Below are 19150 nucleotides of genomic sequence, written 5' to 3' on the forward strand. Positions count from 1 at the left end.
TAAATTTTTGCTACCTTTGTCCATTAAAATATGCAGTATAACTTGTTTTCTTGCGATAAATTTTCCTTTTTCAGCTTGGGCAGCGGTAGTTGCGGTAATAGCTACTATTTGGGCAACAGTCACTACGGAATGCTGATTGATGCCGGACTGGGACCACGGGTAATCAGAAAAAGATTGGGCGAGCATGGTATCGATTTTTCGTCGATCTATGCCCTTCTGGTGACACACGATCATTACGACCATATAAAATCTGCGGGGTATTTGGGTGAAAGGCTCAATATTCCGGTATATGCCACCGAAAAAGTGCACCGGGGCATCCGGAATTGTCCCCTTGTGAAAAACAGCATAAACGGTACAAGCCGGCGAATCATCGAGAAGGGTGAACCGTTCCAGATTGAGGATTTCAGGATCACTGCATTCGATATTCCGCATGATAGTAGTGAAAATACCGGTTTTTTTTTCGAATTCGGGAATCACAAGTTGACATTGGCTACCGATATAGGGGCAATAACAGAAGAGTTGAGCCATTACGCCGCCAAGGCGAACCACCTGGTGATTGAGAGTAATTACGACGAGGAGATGCTCCGGAGCGGCAGCTATCCTTATTATCTCAAGCAGCGCATCAGCAACGGCACGGGCCACTTGAGCAACCGTCAGGCTGCCGAATTTCTGGCAAACACCTGTACATCTCATCTCCGGAATATCTGGTTGTGTCATTTGAGTGGCGACAACAATAGCCCCGAACTGGCATATGAAACGGTGAAGGAGGAACTTGCCCGTAAAGGAATTGCGGTAGGAGAGAATGTTCGCCTTGACGTTTTCAGGCGAAACCTGTTGTCTCCGAAATTTGAATTGTAAATTGGGTTATAAATGAAGGTATTGTACGTTTTCGGTGGAATTCCGCCTTATGCCAATGCTTTGTTGAACAAGCTGGTCGACAAGGGTGTAGAGATTGTTGTGGTGATTCCTCCGGAAAAAAGTGCCATGATCGGGAAAGGGGTAAAGGTGATCGACCGTGAGGAGGCAAACTACCGGGTAATAACGGATGAAGAGAAAAAGGGGGTGCTCAACAAGGCGGGGTTCAAACATCTCGTCTCCATTCTTCGTGATGAGAAGCCCGATATTCTCGTGGCAGGCTGGCCCTTCTTTCTGCAATATTTCTTTCAACCCCGATTGAGAAAGGTGCTCAAGGAGAACAACACAAAGTTTGTGATGCGCGAAATTCCTTTTCAGGTTCCTCCCTATGGAAAACTGGGCTCCTACTATCGTGAACATCCGGTATTCGACGAGGATATGAACCTGTTGAGCGACGGACTCCTTTTCTGCATAAGGCAGTGGTTTGTCGCCAAGATCAGAAAGTATTGCTATTCCCATGCCGATGGCGTACTGGTCTACTCCTCGATAGGCAAGGATATCCTGCCTACCTACAACATACCAGAGGAGATGGTTTTTGTCACCTACAACGCAAACGATTCTGATGAGCTGCTCCGGATAAGAGAAGAGCTTGCCGGTGAGGAACCCTGCCTGCCCCGGAATAGCAGGCGTGTAATTCACATAGGGAGATTGGTGAAGTGGAAAAGGGTTGATCTGCTGATTGATGCCTTTTCAAGAGTAGTGAGGCGGTTCCCCGATGCAGAGCTGCTTGTCGTGGGTGATGGTCCCGAACTGGAAAACCTGAAGAAACAGGCCCGCGACTTGAAGATTGAAGAGAGGGTCGTTTTTACAGGAGGTGTATATGATAATGCCACGATCGGAAGGTATCTTCTGGCATCATCGGTCTATGTGCTGGCTGGCATGGGCGGTTTGTCCATCAACGATGCCATGACTTTTTCCCTGCCGGTGATCTGTTCGGTTTGCGACGGCACCGAGCACGACCTGGTTGGTGACGGGGTCAACGGATTTCTCTTTCGTGAGAACGACACGGCGGATCTGTCTGAAAAGATCATTGCACTGTTCAACGATCCCCTCTTGAGGGCAAGAATGGGAGAGCGCTCTTTCGAGATCATCCGTGACAAGGTTAATCTGGATAGTGTAAGCGACAGATACATAGCTGCATTCAAGTCGATACTGTCGCTCTGCACCGGTTAGGGAATTTCCGTTTTTCTGTAGTAAATTAATTATTAGGTCTTAAATGAAAGCTTGTTTTATCGGACTGGGTTATATCGGGTTGCCGACAGCCATTATTGCGGCGGACAACGGTATGGACGTCACCGGTGTGGATATCAACCCTGAGGTGGTGAATAGTGTGAATTCGGGAAAGATCCATTTCTCGGAACCGGGATTGGAGGAGATCTGCAAAAGGGTAGTCTCCGGCGGAACCCTTAAAGCTTTTACCGAACCCCGGACGAGTGATGTTTATGTTATTGTGGTCCCCACTCCCTTCAAGGGAAATCATGAACCGGATATCTCATTCGTGGAATCGGCCGTTTCTACCATCCTTCCCTACTTGAAAGAGGGAGATCTCTGCATCATTGAATCGACCTGCCCAGTGGGTACAACAGAAAAGATGGCGGGAGTGATCTTTTCCGAAAGACCTGAACTGAAAGGCAAGATCTATCTGAGTTATTGTCCGGAAAGGGTTTTGCCGGGAAATACCGTTTACGAGCTGATTCACAATGATAGGGTGATTGGAGGAATCGACGAGATGGCATCGGAGAGAGCTGTCGACTTTTATAGCCGTTTTGTGAAGGGATCGCTCTACAAGACAAACGCACGTACTGCCGAAATGTGCAAGCTGACTGAGAATGCTTCGCGCGATGTGCAGATTGCATTTGCCAATGAACTCTCCATTATCTGTGAGAAGGCCCATATCAATGTCTGGGAGCTGATCGAACTGGCCAACAAACATCCCCGGGTGAATATCCTCCAGCCAGGTAGCGGAGTGGGAGGGCACTGCATTGCCGTGGATCCATACTTTATCACTTCCGATTTTCCGATTGAGTCGCAACTGATCGGGAAAGCCAGGGAGATAAACAATTACAAGGCCTTCTGGTGCTCGGAGAAGATTCTCTTAACCATGAAGGATTTCAGCTTGCGCGAAGGCCGGGAACCGGTTGTTGCGCTGATGGGGCTCGCCTTCAAGCCGAATATCGAAGACCTGAGGGAGTCGCCTGCCAAATATATTGTAGCGAAGGTGATGCAGGGACAGAACAACGCCGATTTCCTGATTGTAGAACCCAATATCGAAACGCATAAGGTGTTTAAGCTTACCGATTACAGGGAGGCGTACGAAAAGGCGGATATTGTTGCTTTTCTGGTAGCACACGACCAGTTCAAGAGGCTGGAATACCGGGATGACAAGATGATTCTCGATTTCTGCGGTATCTTCAAAAGATAAAGTTATGCGTAAAAAGATCATGCTTGTTTTTGGAACCCGCCCTGAAGCCATTAAAATGGCTCCGTTGATCAGAGAGTTACGGCGGCATCCCGACAGATTCCAGGTGCAGGTTTGTGTAACCGGGCAACATCGGGAGATGCTGGATCAGGTGCTCCGGCTCTTCGAGATCATTCCCGATTTTGACCTGAAGGTGATGAAAAGCAATCAGGACCTGTATGACATAACCACCAGCATCCTGGTCGGAATGCGCGATGTTTTGCAACAGTCGCAGCCCGACTGGGTGATGGTACATGGTGATACTACCACTTCCGTGGTGGCTGCCCTGGCCGCCTTCTATCAGAGAATTCCGGTAGCACATGTCGAAGCGGGCTTAAGGACCAACAATATCTACAGCCCCTGGCCGGAAGAGATGAACAGGCAGATCACAAGCCGTATCGCATCATGCCATTTTGCACCCACCCCTTTAAGCAAGCAGAACCTCCTGAACGAGGGAGTATCCGAAGAGCGTATCGTCGTGACCGGGAATACGGTTATCGACGCTTTGCACTGGGTTACCCAGCGGATCAAAACCGATGGAGAACTCCGCGAGGAGATACACGAAACACTGATCCGGAACGGATTGCCTGAGAAAGTGGTGAAAGGCGTTGCCCCCGGCCTGGTATTGATTACCGGTCACAGGAGGGAGAATTTTGGTGAAGGATTCATCCAGATCTGCCGGGCAATAGATACATTGTCGAAGAGATTTCCAGAGATCCATTTTGTCTACCCGATGCACCTCAATCCGAATGTGCGTGGGCCCATTCGAGAGGTCTTCAACGATGAGACGAGGGATAATCTCCATTTTATTGAACCCCTCGACTATCTGCCGTTTGTTTGCCTGATGGAAAAGAGCCGCCTGATCCTGACCGACAGTGGGGGGATACAGGAGGAGGCGCCGGGTCTGGGCAAGCCGGTGCTGGTCATGCGCAATACCACGGAGCGACCTGAAGCGGTGGAAGCCGGGACAGTGAAGCTGGTTGGAACCGATTACGATTTGATTCTCTCGGAAGCTTCCCGTCTGCTGTCGGACGAGAGCTATTACTACTCCATGTCAAACCGCTCCAATCCCTACGGAGATGGTCTGGCATGTAAACGAATTGTTGACAGTATGTTTGGGATCGTATGAACGTACTTATTATCAGCACATCAGATGTCAACGGAGGGGCTGCGATTGCCGCCTTCCGGTTGATGAAGGCACTCCATGCCAGGGGAGTGGGAGTGAAGATGCTGGTTCGCGACAAGCGCTCCGATAGTGAGCTGGTGACAAGGAGTGGGTGCAAACTGATGAACGATTTCCGTTTTTATCGGGAGCGGGGAGAGATCTTTTTACATAACTGTCTGTCGCGTAACTATCTCTTTGATATATCCATCGCCTCTACAGGTGTTTCGGTTGTCACTCTACCCCAATTCACGCAAGCCGATATCATTCACCTGCATTGGATCAACCAGGCGATGTTGTCGACCTGCGAGATAGGGAAGATCATCGCTTCCGGGAAAAAAGTGGTGTGGACGATGCACGATATGTGGCCCGTTACCGGAATCTGTCACCATGCCGGAACCTGTACCCGGTTTCATCACTCTTGCGGAGATTGTCCCTACCTGAAACGTCCGTCGAAAAATGATCTTTCCCGCAAGATTTATAAGGAGAAGCGGGCGGCATATTCCCTCGACAGGATCAGTTTCGTGGCCTGCAGCAGATGGCTCGAAGAGCAGGCAAAGAGAAGCAGTCTTACGACAGATCATAACCTGGTCTCCATTCCCAACCCTATCGATACGGATCAATACTCTCCCGGGGACAAGATGGTAGCTAAACGAAATCTTGGGTTGCCAACAGATAAGAAGATAGTATTGTTTGCAGCCGTAAAGGCATCCGACAAACGGAAGGGGGTGGACTATCTGATTGAGGCGGCCAGGCTGCTCAAGGATAAGGGGGTGTTGTTTCTGATCGCTGGAAGTAATGGCGGCGAGATTGCAGAACAGCTGCCGGGAGTATGCCTGGATGCCGGATTCATCTCGCCCGACAGGATGCCTGAATACTACAATGCAGCCGATGTTTTTGTGACACCCTCGCTGCAGGAGAACCTCCCCAACACCCTGATGGAGGCAATGGCCTGCGGCACGCCCTGTGTTGGTTTCAATACCGGGGGAATCCCCGAAATGATCGATCACCATAGAAGCGGTTATGTGGCAAAATACAAGGATGCAGGCGATCTGGCAAACGGACTGCACTGGACACTTTTTGAAGCCGACCAGCAGCTCCTTTCGGAAAATGCCCGGGAGAAGGTCTTGTCGGAGTATGCCGAAGAGAAAGTTGTTAACCGTTACCTGAGAGTCTATGCAGAATAGTAACGACAAGATTACCAATTTGGCTCACTGGGAGAGCTACTGGGCAAATTACCAATTCGAGAAGATTCCCCGGAAGATGGTTTTTGAGCCATTTGTCTCCAGGCTTCGCGGGAGCAGGAGCTTTATCGATATCGGCGGTTTCCCGGGGGTCACGGCAGCCTACTTCTTCAAACAGGGCATTCCTGATATCACGATTCTCGATCACTTCATGGATACTGCCGTAGTCCGGCGGTTTGAAGCGTTCCACGGTCTGCCGGAGCATACGATCAACTGTATCGGGAGAGACTTCTTCTCATACACTTCCGATAGAAAATATGATGTGGTCTTTTCATCCGGTTTTATCGAACATTTTCAGGATACGTGGGGGGTAATTGCACGGCATGTGGAGCTGCTCTCCGAAAATGGTCATCTGCTTGTGTTGATTCCCAATTTCCTCGGGTTGAACGGGAAGTTGCAACGGTGGTTCGACAAGGAGAATCTCGATGCACATAACCTGTCATCGATGGAGATACCGAGGTTGAGAGAGATCATGCAAACGTTCGGATTGAGGGATGTGGAGGTGGATTATCTGGGAAAACCGATGCTCTGGCTGGAGCCGAAACCAGCCAACAGACGCCTTCGCAAATGGGTGAAACTGTTGAGTTATGCCGTAAAACTCTTTCCGGTGAAGGGTAGATTCCTCTCGCCGTTTGTTGTAATCTACGCCCGCAAATGAGATCGCTTACCGTCATAACCGTTACCTACAATGCCGAAGAGGTGCTGGAGCGGACGCTGAAAAGTGTCCGGGAGCAGACCTATCCCCACATTGAGCATATTGTTGTGGATGGGAAATCGCAGGATGGTACCTTGGCGTTGATACGGCAGCAGGAAAACCCTTGCTTGAAATGGGTGAGCGAGCCGGACAAGGGATTGTATGATGCAATGAACAAGGGAGCGGCAATGGCTACGGGCGACTATCTTTGCTTTTTGAATGCAGGGGATACCTTTTATCTGCCCGTGACGGTGGAGAAAATGATGAACTCTTTCGATGCTGCCCTCGACCCGGATATTCTGTATGGAGAGACGGCTATTGTGGACCGGAGCGGAGATTTCCTCTACATGCGCCGGCTCAGCGCTCCCGAAGTGCTGACCTGGAGAAGCTTCAAGCAGGGAATGTTGGTTTGTCACCAGGCTTTTATGGTCAAGAGATCGATCTTTGAACCCTATGACCTGAACTATCGTTACTCTGCCGATGTGGACTGGTGTATCCGCATGATGAAAAAGTCCCGTTACATCCACAATACCCACCTGACGCTGATCAATTACCTGAATGAAGGGATGACCACGGCTAACCGGAAGGCTTCACTCAGGGAGCGTTACCGGATCATGGTAAAGCATTACGGAGAGATCTCAACTTTTCTGCACCATATCTGGTTTATAGTAAGAGCGGTTATAAAACCCGAAAAATAGATGTCTTTCACCGGAGAATGGAAAAATGGAGATGAGAGAGAGAAGAAAATTAAATGTTGAGGAGCTGAACAGGATAAGCATCGAGGAGTTTCGGCAGGTGCCAAAGATTCCTCTGGTGGTGGTGCTGGATAATGTCCGCAGCCGACACAACATCGGTTCGGTTTTCCGTACGGGCGATGCATTTCGCGTGGAAGAGATAATCCTTTGCGGCATCTCCTCTACTCCGCCTGATGCCGAGATTCATAAAACGGCCTTGGGGGCTGAGGATTCAATGTCGTGGCGTTATTTCGCATCTACGCTCTCGGCTGTCAACGATTTGAAATCGCGTGGCTATACAGTGTTCTCGATTGAACAGACGGAGAACAGCCATTCGCTGGAAAAGTTGAGGCTGGACCGCCATGGGAGGTATGCCGTCATCTTGGGGCACGAAGTGCATGGAGTAGAGCAGGAGGTTGTTGATGCCTCGGATGGCTGCGTGGAGATTCCCCAGTATGGAACCAAGCATTCGCTCAACGTTTCCGTTACGGCTGGAATTGTGATTTGGGACTTTTTCAAGCAGTTGTCGCCATGACGCTTTACTACGACAACTGGTGCGGAAATTGCATCCGGTTTATGCGCTGGGTGTGCAGGCTGGACTGGTTTCACCTGGTTTCATGCAAAGAGTTGCGGAACGAGGAGCATACCGGTACGGCGGCAGGGTTGAACCTGGCACTGGCCGAGGAACAACTGGCCTCGGTTCACAAAGGGGTTTGGAAGTATGGATACGATTCCCTCTACCGGACGCTGCTTCGGCTTCCGCTCTTCTGGCTGCTTGCTCCGTTCCTCTGGATATTGAAAGTCACCCGGTTGGGTACTTGTCTCTATCGGCAACTGGCGGTGAACCGGCATATTGTTCCGTTGCACTGCGTACGGTCGACACCATCTTGTAAAGCTGGTCGTTCGGCCGGATCTTGCCCGGAGTCTTGATCGAGAAATGGTCGCCCTTTACGGCTTCCGGAACCCGTTTCAGATTTACGCGTATCTCCTCTGCCGCCAGGAAGACCGCACCGGTGGTAGGACCGGTAATCAACAACTCCTCTCCCTCTTTCACCGATTGTGCCTCCACCAGGAATTCGGCAACGCCGATATTTCCAAAATGCTTGATCGCCTTGCCGACATACACTTTCCGTTTGGTAGCTCCGGAACCGTAGCGGTGTGTCCACTCTCCCAGCCGCTGGCCTAGGTAGTACCCGTCCCAGAAACCCCGATTGAAAACGGTTGCCAGTTTTTCATTCCACAGCTCTATCTTATCCTGCGAGAAGCTGTTGTTGCAGTAAGCTTCTACCGCCTCCTTGTAGCAGGCGGTTACCGTCCTCACATACTCCGGTCCGCGGGCCCGCCCCTCGATCTTGAAAACCGTAACGCCAGCATCCATCATCTTGTTCATGAAGTGGATGGTTTTGAGATCTTTGGGCGACATGATATATTCGTTGTCGATTTCCAGCTCGATCTCACTCTCCTTGTCCCTGACGACATATCCACGGCGGCAGATCTGGTTGCATGCCCCCCGGTTTGCCGACAGATTCTTTTCGTGCAGGCTTAAATAGCATTTGCCCGATACAGCCATGCAGAGTGCCCCGTGTGCAAACATCTCTATGCGGATCAGCTCGCCGGAGGGTCCTTTGATCTGCTGTTCAACGATATCTTTGTGGATTGATGCTACCTGTTCCAGATTGAGTTCGCGCGCCAGCACCACCACATCGGCAAACTGGGCATAAAAACGCAATGCTTCAGTGTTGGTGATGTTGAGTTGAGTGGATAGATGTACCTCCACTCCGACGCTTCGGGCATACATCATCACAGCCACATCGGCGGCGATGATTGCCGACAGGTTGGCCTCCCGGGCAGCATCCACCACTCGCCGCATCAGCTCCATATCGTTGTCATAGATGATGGTGTTGACGGTAAGGTAGCTTTTTATCCCGTTATCCCTGCATATTCCGGCAATCTTGTGCAGGTCTTCCACGGTGAAGTTGTTGGAAGACTTGGCGCGCATGTTCAATCCTTCGATACCGAAGTAGATGGAATCGGCACCGCCTTGAATGGCTGCCATCAAAGATTCGTAGGAGCCTGCGGGTGCCATTATCTCGTAGTCGTGGATATTTCTCATTTCTGTGATTTTTCAAAGTGCAAAAATACGACATTTTACCCAAAGGGCATACATATTTATTGGCCCAAACGCTTTGTTCATAGCATATTTTGTCGTATCTTTGCCGTCCGAAAAATATCTTTCGGTTTAAATCATTAATTATTAATTCATTTTAGTATGAACAATTACGAAACCGTTTTCATTTTGACTCCCGTTTTGTCTGATGCACAGATGAAGGAAGCGGTTGAAAAATTCAAGAACCTTCTCACGGACCAAGGGGCTGAAATTGTAAACGAAGAAAATTGGGGTTTACGTAAGCTGGCTTACCCCATCGACAAAAAAACAACCGGCTTTTATACGTTTTTGGAATTCAAGGCCCAGCCGTCAGTAATCGACAAGTTGGAGGTGAACTTCCGTCGTGATGAGCGTGTGATTCGTTTCTTGACGATCAAGCAGGATCATTTTGCAGCCGAATACGCTGAAAAACGGCGTAACAACAAGGGAGGCAAAAAGCAGGAGACCAAAGAGGCTCCCAAGGCTGGTAAGAAAGTTGAATTAGAGGAAAAGGAGGATTAAAAGATGGCTAAACAATCAGAAATCAGATATTTGACTCCCGTATCGGTTGATGTTAAAAAGAAAAAGTATTGTCGTTTCAAAAAGAACGGAATCAAGTACATCGATTACAAGGATCCCGAATTTTTGAAAAAGTTCCTGAACGAGCAGGGAAAGATTCTTCCACGCAGAATTACAGGCACATCGCTTAAGTTTCAACGTCGTATCGCGCAAGCAGTCAAGAGGGCACGTCATATCGCCCTGCTTCCGTACGTAACCGATTTAATGAAATAAAAAGAAGGAGGAAAAGTTATGGAAGTAATTTTGAAGGAAGATGTAGTGAATTTAGGCTACAAAGACGATATTGTAAACGTTAAGAAAGGGTATGCCCGTAACTATCTTATTCCTCAGGGAAAAGCCATCATTGCGACCGAGTCTTCGAAGAAAGTGCTGGCTGAAAACCTGAAGCAACGGGCCCACAAGCTGGAGCAGATCAAGGCAGCCGCCCAGGAACTTGCAGAAAAGCTGCAGAGTGTGTCACTTACCATCGGTGCAAAGACCAGTTCTACCGGAACAATTTTCGGTTCGGTTACCAGTATTCAGATTGCCGACGCACTGAAAGAAAAGGGTTTTGAAGTGGACAGGAAAAATATCGTGATTAAAGAAGCGGTAAAGGAGGTTGGAAACTACGTAGCCGTCGCCAAACTGCACAAGGAGGTATCCGTGGATATACCGTTTGAGGTGGTAGCTGAGTAATAATATTCCAAAATTTTTATATAAAGCTGATAATTTTAAAATTATCAGCTTTTTTGTTTGCTATGCATGTTCATTATCTATAGGGTTAAAGTCCCGAGCGGGCTTATTTTGGCGAGAACCGTTAGTTGATGGCAAGGGTGTTACCGCGAGGTATAACCTGAAAGAAGCCTAAAACAAAAGTTGGTACTAACGAACAGAAACTGCATACTAAGGCTTACCCGGGGGGTAATGTGGCAATAAACACAGACGCCCTAAAGCCGTCCGTAACCCGGGGTAGTAAATGCAGTAGTATTAACAGGAAGATAATGCACTTAACGTAGGAGGTCTCTAACCCGAAAGGGGCAGAGAAGTCAGCAGAGGCCATAGTACCGCTATAAATATTGAGTAACGTCAATACAGGGAAGGGCTGAATTTTCAATTAAGGAGCAGTTATTTTGTAAATTGTAACGACCATTATGAACCCAGGTAAACACGGGAACTTACAGATGAGTCTTTTTGACGAATGGGAGCGTGGCCAAAAGGTGAAGGGGACTGACGTATTCAGTTCAGGAAGCGGTTTGGTACGGGACGAGTGGTTGTCAGGTTGCAAAGAGGAACGAGCCTTAACCCAAGATTTAATGAGTGATATAACGGACTTAAAGAATCTTGATGCCGCATTGCGGCAAGTAATCAGTAACAGGGGAAGTGCGGGCATTGACGGGATGACCGTTGACGAACTTAGAGATTGGCTTAACAGCCACCACCGAGAACTTCAACGCCAGTTAATGACAGGCACATACCAAGTTACGGCAGTTAAAGAGGTATTAATCCCGAAGCCTGATGGCGGGAAACGCCAACTGGGTATTCCCACGGTCAAAGATCGCTTGGTACAACAAGCGATAAGCCAAGTACTGTCGAAACGTTATGACCCTATATTCTCCGAATACAGCTACGGTTTTCGTCCACGGCGTAACGCTCATCAAGCATTACGTAAAGCGGGCGAATACGTGGCCGAAGGAAAGGATTGGGTTATCGACATAGACTTGGCAAAATTCTTTGACGAGGTGAATCACGACCGATTGCTTTGGCAGTTAAGTACTCGCGTTGGTGACAAGCGCGTACTTAAGTTGATAGGTAAATTTCTTCGAGCAGGAATGCTAATCGGGGGGATGGCCAATCAACGGGTGAAAGGGACACCGCAAGGCAGCCCACTATCACCCCTGTTGTCGAATATCGTCTTAGACGAACTGGACAAGGAGTTAGAGCGGAGAGGACACTGCTTTGTACGCTACGCCGATGATATTATCATAATGGTCGGAAGCGAACCAGCCGCGGAGCGATCGATGCAAAGCCTCTCCAAGTTTATCGAAAATCGGATGCGATTAAGAATAAACAAGGAAAAGAGCCATATCGTCCGTCCTCATCAACTCAATTATCTCGGTCATACTATCTTAAAAGGCGGGAGTTTAGGATTAAGCCGAAAGAGCGAACAACGCTTCAAGGCGAAACTAAAATCGCTTACCAAACGCAACAGGGGCATTAGCTTCGATCAGTTAATAAGCGAGCTAAATCCCGTTCTACGAGGCTGGCTAAACTACTTCAAGCACGCAAAGATGAAAAGTCGTCTTCGCAACCTTGAAGCTTGGCTTCGTCGTAGATTAAGATGCTATCGTTTAAAACAATGCAAACGGGCGTTGGGCATAGCCAGGTTCTTGACCAAGTTGGGCGTTCCTTGGAACCGGAGCTGGACAACGGCGGGAAGTTCTAAGGGATGGTTTAGACTGTCAATGACCCACGCTGCACACGAGGGAATGAACCTTGAATGGTTCAAGAAAACGGGACTTTACAGTTTAACGGCCAATTACGGTTAAACATTGAAGAAACCGCCTAATACGAGAGACGTACGTTGGGTGGTGTGAGAGGATAGCAGAGTTAGGAGTAATTACCTATCTTTGCATCCTACTCGATTATTACATTTGTGGCGACGCCAAAACTTTTGTCAACAAGCAGATAGATATAAAACAATGAATTTTTTTGTAGAATATCTTCATGTTTTGCACAAACGGTTTGCCTCGCGGACTGTAGTGATATTCCTTGTATTGATGCAGGTGCATGCTTCATGTACAAGATCGGGTAGTTCCACTACCGAGAGCGTCCAGTTCAGAGATAGCCTGGAGAAGCGGATCCATTACGGCAACATCTCTACCGATTCCATACTCAGTCTGTTCAACAGCTATAGCGTATCGAGAAATCAAGTCGGCATTTACGTTACCAGTTCCGAACTGGGCGACAGATACCGGGGACTCTCCGATTTCTCCAGGGCAATCAACTTTCACCAACAATCATTAAACGCCGCCCTCATTCTGAAAGACACGATCTATATTGCTCAGGCATATAACAATATTGGAACCGACATGAGAAGGATCGGTGCTCTTCCTGAAGCTTCGGATTACCATTATCGGGCTCTTCAGATTACTGAAAACTATCATGATGTCGACGAGAAGGCAAATCTGAGAAACAGGGTAATGGCCCTGAATGGAATCGGGAATGTTGCCCTTTCAATCAATGATTACAAGGAGGCCGAGCGCAGTTTCAAGGAGGCGCTCAAGGGTGAGGCCATCCTCGAGAGCCTGTTGGGAGAGGCCATAAACTATGCCAATCTGGGAGCAATTTTCCAAATGCGGAGAGAGTACGATTCGGCAATGTACTACTACAATCTTTCAATGATAAAGAACCAGCTTGTGGGATCAGAGTTGGGGATAGGACTTTGTTATACGCACTTCGGGGAAATTTTTGAAGAGCAGTATGAGTACTCCAAGGCGGAGAACGAGTTCCGGAAAGCTTATGAGGTGATGGGCAGGATCGACGACAAGTGGCATTGGCTTGTCGCCTGCTTGGCTGTTTCCCGGATAAACCTCAAATTGGGGAATTTCAACGAGGCTCTTGGTTATCTAGAGAAGGCAAAGGCAACAGCACTGGAGATCGAATCGCCCGAACATCTGTCGGAGGTATATGCCTTGTATGAGATGTACTATAGCCGGAATGGCAACTATAAAGATGCGCTCGAGAGCAACAAGTTAAGTGTGGCGTATAAGGACAGTATCATCAGTGTTCAGAAGAATAACCAGGTGATAGATACCCGGATCAATTATGAGCAGGAAAAGAACCTGAAGTTTATCGATCAGTTGAACCGGGAGAAAAAAGTACAGGCCCGTGAAACCCGGATTATTCTTGCAGGTTCTGCCATTGCGTTGTTGTTTCTGATATCACTCTCCATTGCGTTATGGTATGCTTTTTTGCAACGTACGAAGAAAAACAGGATGTTGCGTGAGATCGACAAGGTAAAATCGCATTTTTTTACCAATATCACCCATGAGTTCCGGACTCCCCTGACCATCATCCTTGGTCACAGCAGGCAGTTGCAGAACAAAAGAGTACCGTATGAAGAGGAGAAGTACTACCTGGCAGCCATTGAAAAGCAGGGTGAACAGATGCTGCGCCTGGTAAACCAGTTGCTCGACATCTCCAAGATAAGTTCAGGATTGGACAAGCCGGTCTGGAAAAGGGGAAATATCGTTACTTTCATTGGAATGCTGATCGATCGGTATCGGTTGTTTGCAAACGACAAGAATATCATCATCTCTTTCCATCCTCAAAGTTCGATTATTGAAATGGATTTTGTTCCCAATTACATTACCGATATATTACAGAATTTGCTTTCGAATGCCATCAAGTACACTTCCGATAGCGGTCTGGTAAGTATTCTGGTCACCTCAGACGAGGAGAACGTGAAAATTAAGGTGGCAGATAACGGGGTGGGAATCAGCGAGGAGGATCTCGGAAAAATATTCGATCTCTTTTACCGTGTATCCGATTCGTCGGGTAACCAGCATGGAAGTGGAATAGGACTGGCCTTCACCAAGCAGCTGGTGGAACAGATGAACGGAACCATCGAGGTGAAGAGCCAGCTTTACAAAGGGTCTGAATTCACCGTTACCCTTCCGTTGCGTTCATTTGGGAGTGAGAATATTGAGAAATGGGAGCCGGGCAGCGACTCACCATACAATACCAATTTTTCAGTCTACCGCAAACAGGAGCTCGGGCCACCTCCCGACATCTTGGCTGAAGAGGAGTCTCCCGGTATTGAAGGAAAGCCCACAATCCTTTTGGTGGAAGACAATCCTGATGTCCTCGCTTTTGTCTACACGCTCTTAAGGGATGGCTACAATGTTGTCACGGCTGTTGATGGCGTGGATGGCCTGAAGAAAGCGTTCGCCCTGGTACCCGACATCATCATAACGGATGCGATGATGCCCAGGAAAGATGGTTTAACCTTGTGCCGGGAGGTGAAGTCGTCGACGATTCTGAACCATATTCCAATCATCATGATCACTGCAAAGACCGATTCCGACGATATGCTTGCCGGTTTAAAATGCGGGGCAGATGTATATATCCGTAAACCTTTCCAGCCCGAGGAGTTGCTGATCAGGATCTCCAACCTTCTTGATTTTATCAAGGTGATGAAGGTAAAATATATGAACGCGGTACTGGATGAAGATTCAAAGGAGCCTCAGGATGCCAATATGGTTTTTCTCCAGAATGTAACTGATCTGATTCTTGAAAAGATATCCAATCCCGACTTGAATCCACAACTGATTGCTGACGCACTGAACGTAAGTACATCCCAGCTGAACCGGAAAATTAACGCGATTACTGGATTCTCCTCCTCATCATATATCCTTCAGGTGAGGATCGACTATTCCAAGCGATTACTTCTACAACCCAATAAAAATGTTGGGGAGGTTGCCGAGGCTTGCGGTTTTTTTGATATGGCCTACTTCTCCCGTACATTTAAAAAAGTTACCGGTGTTACCCCAACAGCCTACCGAAACCAGGCCTGATAACATTTGACTATTTTTTATCGGTTAAACTCCTTTTATACAATATCTTACATTTTGTATAATGCTCGTGTAGTACAAATTTGAAAAAGTTAATGTTCAAATTATACAAATAATTGTTCTATTTGTTATAAAATATCATCGCATGCTCCGATATATTTAGTCGAGCCTTAAAAAGCCCATTTTTCTCTGGTTTGTAAAATTTCACCTCCCCTGATGGGGTGAAGTTGCCTGTTCAGGAACACAATTATCTTTTCAAGGAAGAGCCAAAAAGATGACTTCCACTTGTTCATCATCCTTTTGAAGTTGAATCCGGCAGCTGCGAGCATAACATTGATCTCATCCCCGGTGATTCCCTTGTAGTAATTGCGGGAGAGACGGTGATCTTCTTTCAGGTGTCCGATTACCGGCTCAATACCTGCCCGCTTGCGGAAGTACTTTCTCTCTTTATTCTTCCTATAGGTGCTTAGAGCCTTTGAAAAGGATTTGGGGATGTGGATGAGTGTATCCCTGACTTTACTTCTTCCCCGGTACCCCCTGTCGCAGATACCGTTTCGGGGTTTTCTTTCCGTCAACTTCTCCACTTGCTCGATAGCCTTGTCTAGCGTGTGCCCGTCAAATTCATTTCTAAAACTCAGTGCTCCAACAATTACACCGCTACCGGTTCGTGTGATGGATACCTTGTTTCCAAACTCGTACAGTTTATGCTCTTTCCCCTTGCTGATGCATTGCACATCCACCTCGTGCAGTGAATAAACCTTGTTCTTGTCTTTCTTCTTCTGGGCCAGTACCCGCTTGTACAGGTCCAGTTCATTCCGGTAACCATCAACCATGGTACCCAGCTTCCTTTCCACATCGCGTACCAGCCGTCCGGCTATGGTTCTCACTTTCTTATCCGCTTTCCTGGCTTTACCCTTGTTTCGTGGGTGATTTCGGAAGCGCTGATCGTAGGAAAGATCTTTCAGGATTCGCCTGTAACTCTGGCGCAAATCCAAACTGTTCCTGTCTGCTATCTTCCAGCACCTCTTGATAATCTTCTTTGCCAGTTTGTCATCCGTGGGGAAGGTGATATTTTTCTCCTGGACAGTGGTGTCGATGTAAACGTCCTTGTCGTTCGAGTCTTTACCATTGATACGGATGCTCTCCCTTAAGATCAGCTCAATACCCTCTTTGCCGATGCGGTGACGGAAATGAACCAACTCTGACGCTTCACAAGGAACACGAGGTTGGAATTCCTGTTCACCACAAAAATACTGGTAGTAATTGTTTTCACTCCATTGTTCCACCACGCTTTCATCCGAGAGATCTCGGATGTGTTTCAGGATCAATAATCCCACCATCAGGCGAATGGGCTTCGCCGGACGTCCGTGATCGGGACAATACAGGGGTGAGAACTCTCTTTCAAACATCTCCCAATCAATTTTATTGGCCAGAATGAATAGCGGGTGCTTATGATTCAATGTGCTTTCCAGTGAAAAGAACAATGAGTGTTGTGAACGGTCTTGTTGTTTTGCCAGCATGATTTTCTGCAAGATTTATATCTCAAATTTACGAAAACTTGCAGATATAACCAAGGAAAATATCTATTATTTTACTGTATCATAGACGATTGAATACTTTTTAAGGGCTGACTATTTACATATTGTAAGCCATGGGTCTCGGGCTTAATTTTATTAATCTATTAAAAAATGATTGAGATGAAAACTTTATATGATTATCCGCAATAGTTCCTATTGTAAATTCTTGACTTGAAATCAGGAGCATACGTTACAGCGGCTATCAACAGTCTTTCAAACTGGTTTTCCCCGAAGTAACGCCTGTTGAATTTATAACAGAACTGGTTGAGGTAATATTGCAAGTATTCTGGTTTTATCTTGTAATACACGCCCAGGAGCTGTCGTTTGGCATTGCTGATCGCGGTATGCACCCAGGGCAGCACCTTGGAAAGATCCTGGTGTGGAATAACAGATGCCGTATGTGAATGAACATGCTCTTTCAATTTAGTGTAAGATGTTGAGTCATCGGTGGTCAGATCCGCCGTGCTTTCAACGTGCTCTTTGACATTCCTTGTAATTGTACCGGACTTCAAGTCACTGATCACTTTCATTTTCAGGTATCTAACCTTCTTGGGTTTCTTACCCGGCTTGGGGTTTTCAATGGTTTTGCTTTCAGCCATTACCAGCACTTTGGTCTTTTTTTGGCTCCCGCGGCCGCGCTTCAACGGTTTGTCCCTCTCTTCAAGGGATATTTCGGTGGAAAAGAAGGCGTCATCCAACTCGATGGCTCCCTCAAGGGTGTACTCATCATCGCGTTTGCCCATCACGTCACGCAGTTTATTGACCATTTCCCATATGGGCTGGTAACGCTTGTGCCCCAGCTGGCGCTGCAGCTCCGCAGCGGAAAAGGAGCCCTTGGTCGCCGTGAGCAGGTGCATGGCCACGAACCAGTAACGGTAGGGCAGGTTGGAGTGCTGCATGACGGTGCCTGAACGCAAGGTTTGGCGTGCGCGACAACGCTTGCATTCATAGGCCTGCTTGTTTTCCAGCCAATAATGTTCTTTACAATTACAATGACGACAGGTTACTCCCATTTGGTCTCTTTGTTCTTTGAATTTTTTCCGACAGGATTCCTCATCGGGGTAATTTATAGCAAAATCCAGGATATTCATAGTTTGAATCTTTATATCGCTAGCGATGTAAATATAATGAATATCAGTGAATTGTGCAAGTATTTTTGAAACTTATTTATAACTTTTTCCCGCTAAATTCTTTAGGAATAACTGCGGATAATCATAAAACTTTAAAAGATGTCTTGGGACAAGACTACAGTAAAAAAACAAAAAGTGAACTGATCGATCTGCTTTCTGGGCTGGAGAATACTTTAACTCCTTCGGTTTATGAACAGATCAGTGGAATTGCACCTTCGGAGCTGCAAGGCCTTACGAGAAAGGAAATCATCGATATTATCGATAGCTTCAAAGCCAGTTACGACCCGAAATGGGAAAACTTGGCGGCCAAGGCTACATCGGATGTTGCCAAGTTGCTTTTTGGCAGGATGGCCGAGGACGATAATATCTTCAGGACCTCAGATGCGTCCAGTGCCGATTTTGCGGCTGAACTGGGAAGTATCGACTTTGCCACGATTATCGGGGGGCCGTTGGATGCCTGCGTGAGGGCGCAATCGAATGCATCGATAAGTACGGTAAGCTTTATCAATGAGGTGGGATTTGAAACAGACTCTTCTGGTACAAAAAAACTCAGGATGGCTGAGTTCAAGTACAAGAGGAGTGTCCCCAACCCTGCATACGATCCTGAAAATCCCGGTAGTGCTACTCCAACTATTCAGCAGGATGCGGAGATAATCGTACCATTCATTGCTCTCCTCAATGTCCCCAGTTTCCGGATCGAATCGTGCGAAGTTGACTTTAATGTGAAGCTCAACTCCACCTATACCAAGAATGTAAGCGATGAGTTTGGCATCAATGCAGGTGCATCGGGCGGTTGGGGACCTGTAAAGTTCAAGGTGGACGTCTCGTACAAAAGATCATCAAGTACCGGTATCAAAGTGGAGAAAGAGTACTCGCTGGGAGTCAAGGTAAGGGCAACAAACGACGAAATGCCTGCCGGACTCGAAAAAGTGTTGGGATTACTGGGTTCAACAAATTAA

At 47.5% G+C, this 19150-nt stretch carries 17 protein-coding genes and 1 pseudogene; 15 read left to right on the forward strand and 3 right to left on the reverse strand.

The annotated features are described in order from the left end of the window. Window positions 1–30: 30 nt before the first annotated feature. The 9 genes and pseudogenes from ING2E5A_RS03355 to ING2E5A_RS15670 all read left to right on the forward strand — a co-directional run. Window positions 31–858 (forward strand): MBL fold metallo-hydrolase, encoded by an 828-nt coding sequence (locus tag ING2E5A_RS03355; RefSeq protein ID WP_071136187.1) that lies wholly within the window; start codon window positions 31–33, stop codon window positions 856–858. 12 nt (window positions 859–870) lie between these two features. Further along, window positions 871–2088 (forward strand): glycosyltransferase, encoded by a 1218-nt coding sequence (locus tag ING2E5A_RS03360; RefSeq protein ID WP_071136188.1) that lies wholly within the window; start codon window positions 871–873, stop codon window positions 2086–2088. A gap of 43 nt (window positions 2089–2131) precedes the next feature. Then, window positions 2132–3337 (forward strand): UDP-N-acetyl-D-mannosamine dehydrogenase, encoded by a 1206-nt coding sequence (gene wecC / locus ING2E5A_RS03365; protein ID WP_071136189.1) that lies wholly within the window; start codon window positions 2132–2134, stop codon window positions 3335–3337. Window positions 3338–3341: 4 nt separating this feature from the next. Next, a complete protein-coding gene (gene wecB / locus ING2E5A_RS03370) occupies window positions 3342–4502 on the forward strand; it encodes a non-hydrolyzing UDP-N-acetylglucosamine 2-epimerase (RefSeq protein WP_071136190.1) in 1161 nt (386 codons plus the stop codon). After that, a complete protein-coding gene (locus ING2E5A_RS03375; protein WP_071136191.1) occupies window positions 4499–5722 on the forward strand; it encodes a glycosyltransferase family 4 protein in 1224 nt (407 codons plus the stop codon). The genes wecB and ING2E5A_RS03375 overlap by 4 nt, the downstream gene beginning before the upstream one ends. Beyond that, on the forward strand, window positions 5712–6437 hold the full coding sequence (locus ING2E5A_RS03380) for a class I SAM-dependent methyltransferase (protein ID WP_071136192.1): 726 nt from the start codon (window positions 5712–5714) through the stop codon (window positions 6435–6437). The genes ING2E5A_RS03375 and ING2E5A_RS03380 overlap by 11 nt, the downstream gene beginning before the upstream one ends. Next, entirely contained in the window at window positions 6434–7171 is a 738-nt protein-coding gene (locus ING2E5A_RS03385) for a glycosyltransferase family 2 protein (RefSeq protein WP_071136193.1), read from the forward strand. Before ING2E5A_RS03380 ends, ING2E5A_RS03385 begins: the two co-directional genes overlap by 4 nt. A gap of 31 nt (window positions 7172–7202) precedes the next feature. Further along, window positions 7203–7742: an RNA methyltransferase gene (locus ING2E5A_RS03390; RefSeq protein WP_071138173.1), complete on the forward strand. Its 540-nt coding sequence runs from the start codon at window positions 7203–7205 to the stop codon at window positions 7740–7742. Between the two features lie 41 nt (window positions 7743–7783). Then, window positions 7784–7999 (forward strand): annotated as a pseudogene (locus ING2E5A_RS15670) (hypothetical protein); the annotation flags it as partial. A 10-nt stretch (window positions 8000–8009) separates the two neighbouring features. On the opposite strand, the gene ING2E5A_RS03395 reads toward ING2E5A_RS15670, so the two are convergent. After that, window positions 8010–9320, reverse strand: coding sequence for a peptidase U32 family protein (locus tag ING2E5A_RS03395; protein WP_071136194.1), 1311 nt, complete (start codon window positions 9318–9320; stop codon window positions 8010–8012). A 156-nt stretch (window positions 9321–9476) separates the two neighbouring features. On the opposite strand from ING2E5A_RS03395, the gene rpsF reads away from it, so the two are divergent. The 5 genes from rpsF (at window position 9477) to ING2E5A_RS03420 (ending at window position 15487) form a co-directional block, all read left to right on the forward strand. Further along, window positions 9477–9875: a 30S ribosomal protein S6 gene (rpsF, locus tag ING2E5A_RS03400; protein WP_071136195.1), complete on the forward strand. Its 399-nt coding sequence runs from the start codon at window positions 9477–9479 to the stop codon at window positions 9873–9875. Between the two features lie 3 nt (window positions 9876–9878). Next, the gene (gene rpsR / locus ING2E5A_RS03405) at window positions 9879–10145 is read left to right on the forward strand and encodes a 30S ribosomal protein S18 (RefSeq protein ID WP_071136196.1); all 267 of its coding nucleotides are present in this window, start codon (window positions 9879–9881) and stop codon (window positions 10143–10145) included. Between the two features lie 18 nt (window positions 10146–10163). Continuing rightward, window positions 10164–10607 (forward strand): 50S ribosomal protein L9, encoded by a 444-nt coding sequence (gene rplI / locus ING2E5A_RS03410; protein ID WP_071136197.1) that lies wholly within the window; start codon window positions 10164–10166, stop codon window positions 10605–10607. A 455-nt stretch (window positions 10608–11062) separates the two neighbouring features. Beyond that, complete coding sequence (gene ltrA / locus ING2E5A_RS03415) at window positions 11063–12457, forward strand: group II intron reverse transcriptase/maturase (RefSeq protein WP_154669989.1); 1395 nt, start codon at window positions 11063–11065, stop codon at window positions 12455–12457. Between the two features lie 153 nt (window positions 12458–12610). Continuing rightward, a complete protein-coding gene (locus tag ING2E5A_RS03420) occupies window positions 12611–15487 on the forward strand; it encodes an ATP-binding protein (protein ID WP_083373168.1) in 2877 nt (958 codons plus the stop codon). Window positions 15488–15654: 167 nt separating this feature from the next. Here the strand turns inward: ING2E5A_RS03420 and ING2E5A_RS03425 are convergent, their stop codons facing one another. Then, window positions 15655–17004: an IS5 family transposase gene (locus ING2E5A_RS03425; protein ID WP_071136198.1), complete on the reverse strand. Its 1350-nt coding sequence runs from the start codon at window positions 17002–17004 to the stop codon at window positions 15655–15657. Between the two features lie 194 nt (window positions 17005–17198). Then, window positions 17199–18152, reverse strand: coding sequence for an IS1595 family transposase (locus ING2E5A_RS03430; RefSeq protein WP_071136199.1), 954 nt, complete (start codon window positions 18150–18152; stop codon window positions 17199–17201). A 143-nt stretch (window positions 18153–18295) separates the two neighbouring features. On the opposite strand from ING2E5A_RS03430, the gene ING2E5A_RS03435 reads away from it, so the two are divergent. Next, window positions 18296–19150, forward strand: a complete 855-nt coding sequence (locus ING2E5A_RS03435) for a DUF2589 domain-containing protein (RefSeq protein ID WP_197678516.1) — start codon at window positions 18296–18298, stop codon at window positions 19148–19150.

This window comes from Petrimonas mucosa (assembly GCF_900095795.1).
Classification (GTDB): Bacteria; Bacteroidota; Bacteroidia; order Bacteroidales; family Dysgonomonadaceae; genus Petrimonas; species Petrimonas mucosa.

Excerpts from the sequence above, each read along its gene's own strand:
- ING2E5A_RS03355 (WP_071136187.1), top strand. The coding sequence starts at position 31 with ATGCAGTATAACTTGTTTTCTTGCGATAAATTTTCCTTTTTCAGCTTG.
- ING2E5A_RS03360 (WP_071136188.1), top strand. The coding sequence starts at position 871 with ATGAAGGTATTGTACGTTTTCGGTGGAATTCCGCCTTATGCCAATGCT.
- wecC (WP_071136189.1), top strand. The coding sequence starts at position 2,132 with ATGAAAGCTTGTTTTATCGGACTGGGTTATATCGGGTTGCCGACAGCC.
- wecB (WP_071136190.1), top strand. The coding sequence starts at position 3,342 with ATGCGTAAAAAGATCATGCTTGTTTTTGGAACCCGCCCTGAAGCCATT.
- ING2E5A_RS03375 (WP_071136191.1), top strand. The coding sequence starts at position 4,499 with ATGAACGTACTTATTATCAGCACATCAGATGTCAACGGAGGGGCTGCG.
- ING2E5A_RS03380 (WP_071136192.1), top strand. The coding sequence starts at position 5,712 with ATGCAGAATAGTAACGACAAGATTACCAATTTGGCTCACTGGGAGAGC.
- ING2E5A_RS03385 (WP_071136193.1), top strand. The coding sequence starts at position 6,434 with ATGAGATCGCTTACCGTCATAACCGTTACCTACAATGCCGAAGAGGTG.
- ING2E5A_RS03390 (WP_071138173.1), top strand. The coding sequence starts at position 7,203 with ATGAGAGAGAGAAGAAAATTAAATGTTGAGGAGCTGAACAGGATAAGC.
- ING2E5A_RS03395 (WP_071136194.1), bottom strand. The coding sequence starts at position 9,320 with ATGAGAAATATCCACGACTACGAGATAATGGCACCCGCAGGCTCCTAC.
- rpsF (WP_071136195.1), top strand. The coding sequence starts at position 9,477 with ATGAACAATTACGAAACCGTTTTCATTTTGACTCCCGTTTTGTCTGAT.
- rpsR (WP_071136196.1), top strand. The coding sequence starts at position 9,879 with ATGGCTAAACAATCAGAAATCAGATATTTGACTCCCGTATCGGTTGAT.
- rplI (WP_071136197.1), top strand. The coding sequence starts at position 10,164 with ATGGAAGTAATTTTGAAGGAAGATGTAGTGAATTTAGGCTACAAAGAC.
- ltrA (WP_154669989.1), top strand. The coding sequence starts at position 11,063 with ATGAACCCAGGTAAACACGGGAACTTACAGATGAGTCTTTTTGACGAA.
- ING2E5A_RS03420 (WP_083373168.1), top strand. The coding sequence starts at position 12,611 with ATGAATTTTTTTGTAGAATATCTTCATGTTTTGCACAAACGGTTTGCC.
- ING2E5A_RS03425 (WP_071136198.1), bottom strand. The coding sequence starts at position 17,004 with ATGCTGGCAAAACAACAAGACCGTTCACAACACTCATTGTTCTTTTCA.
- ING2E5A_RS03430 (WP_071136199.1), bottom strand. The coding sequence starts at position 18,152 with ATGAATATCCTGGATTTTGCTATAAATTACCCCGATGAGGAATCCTGT.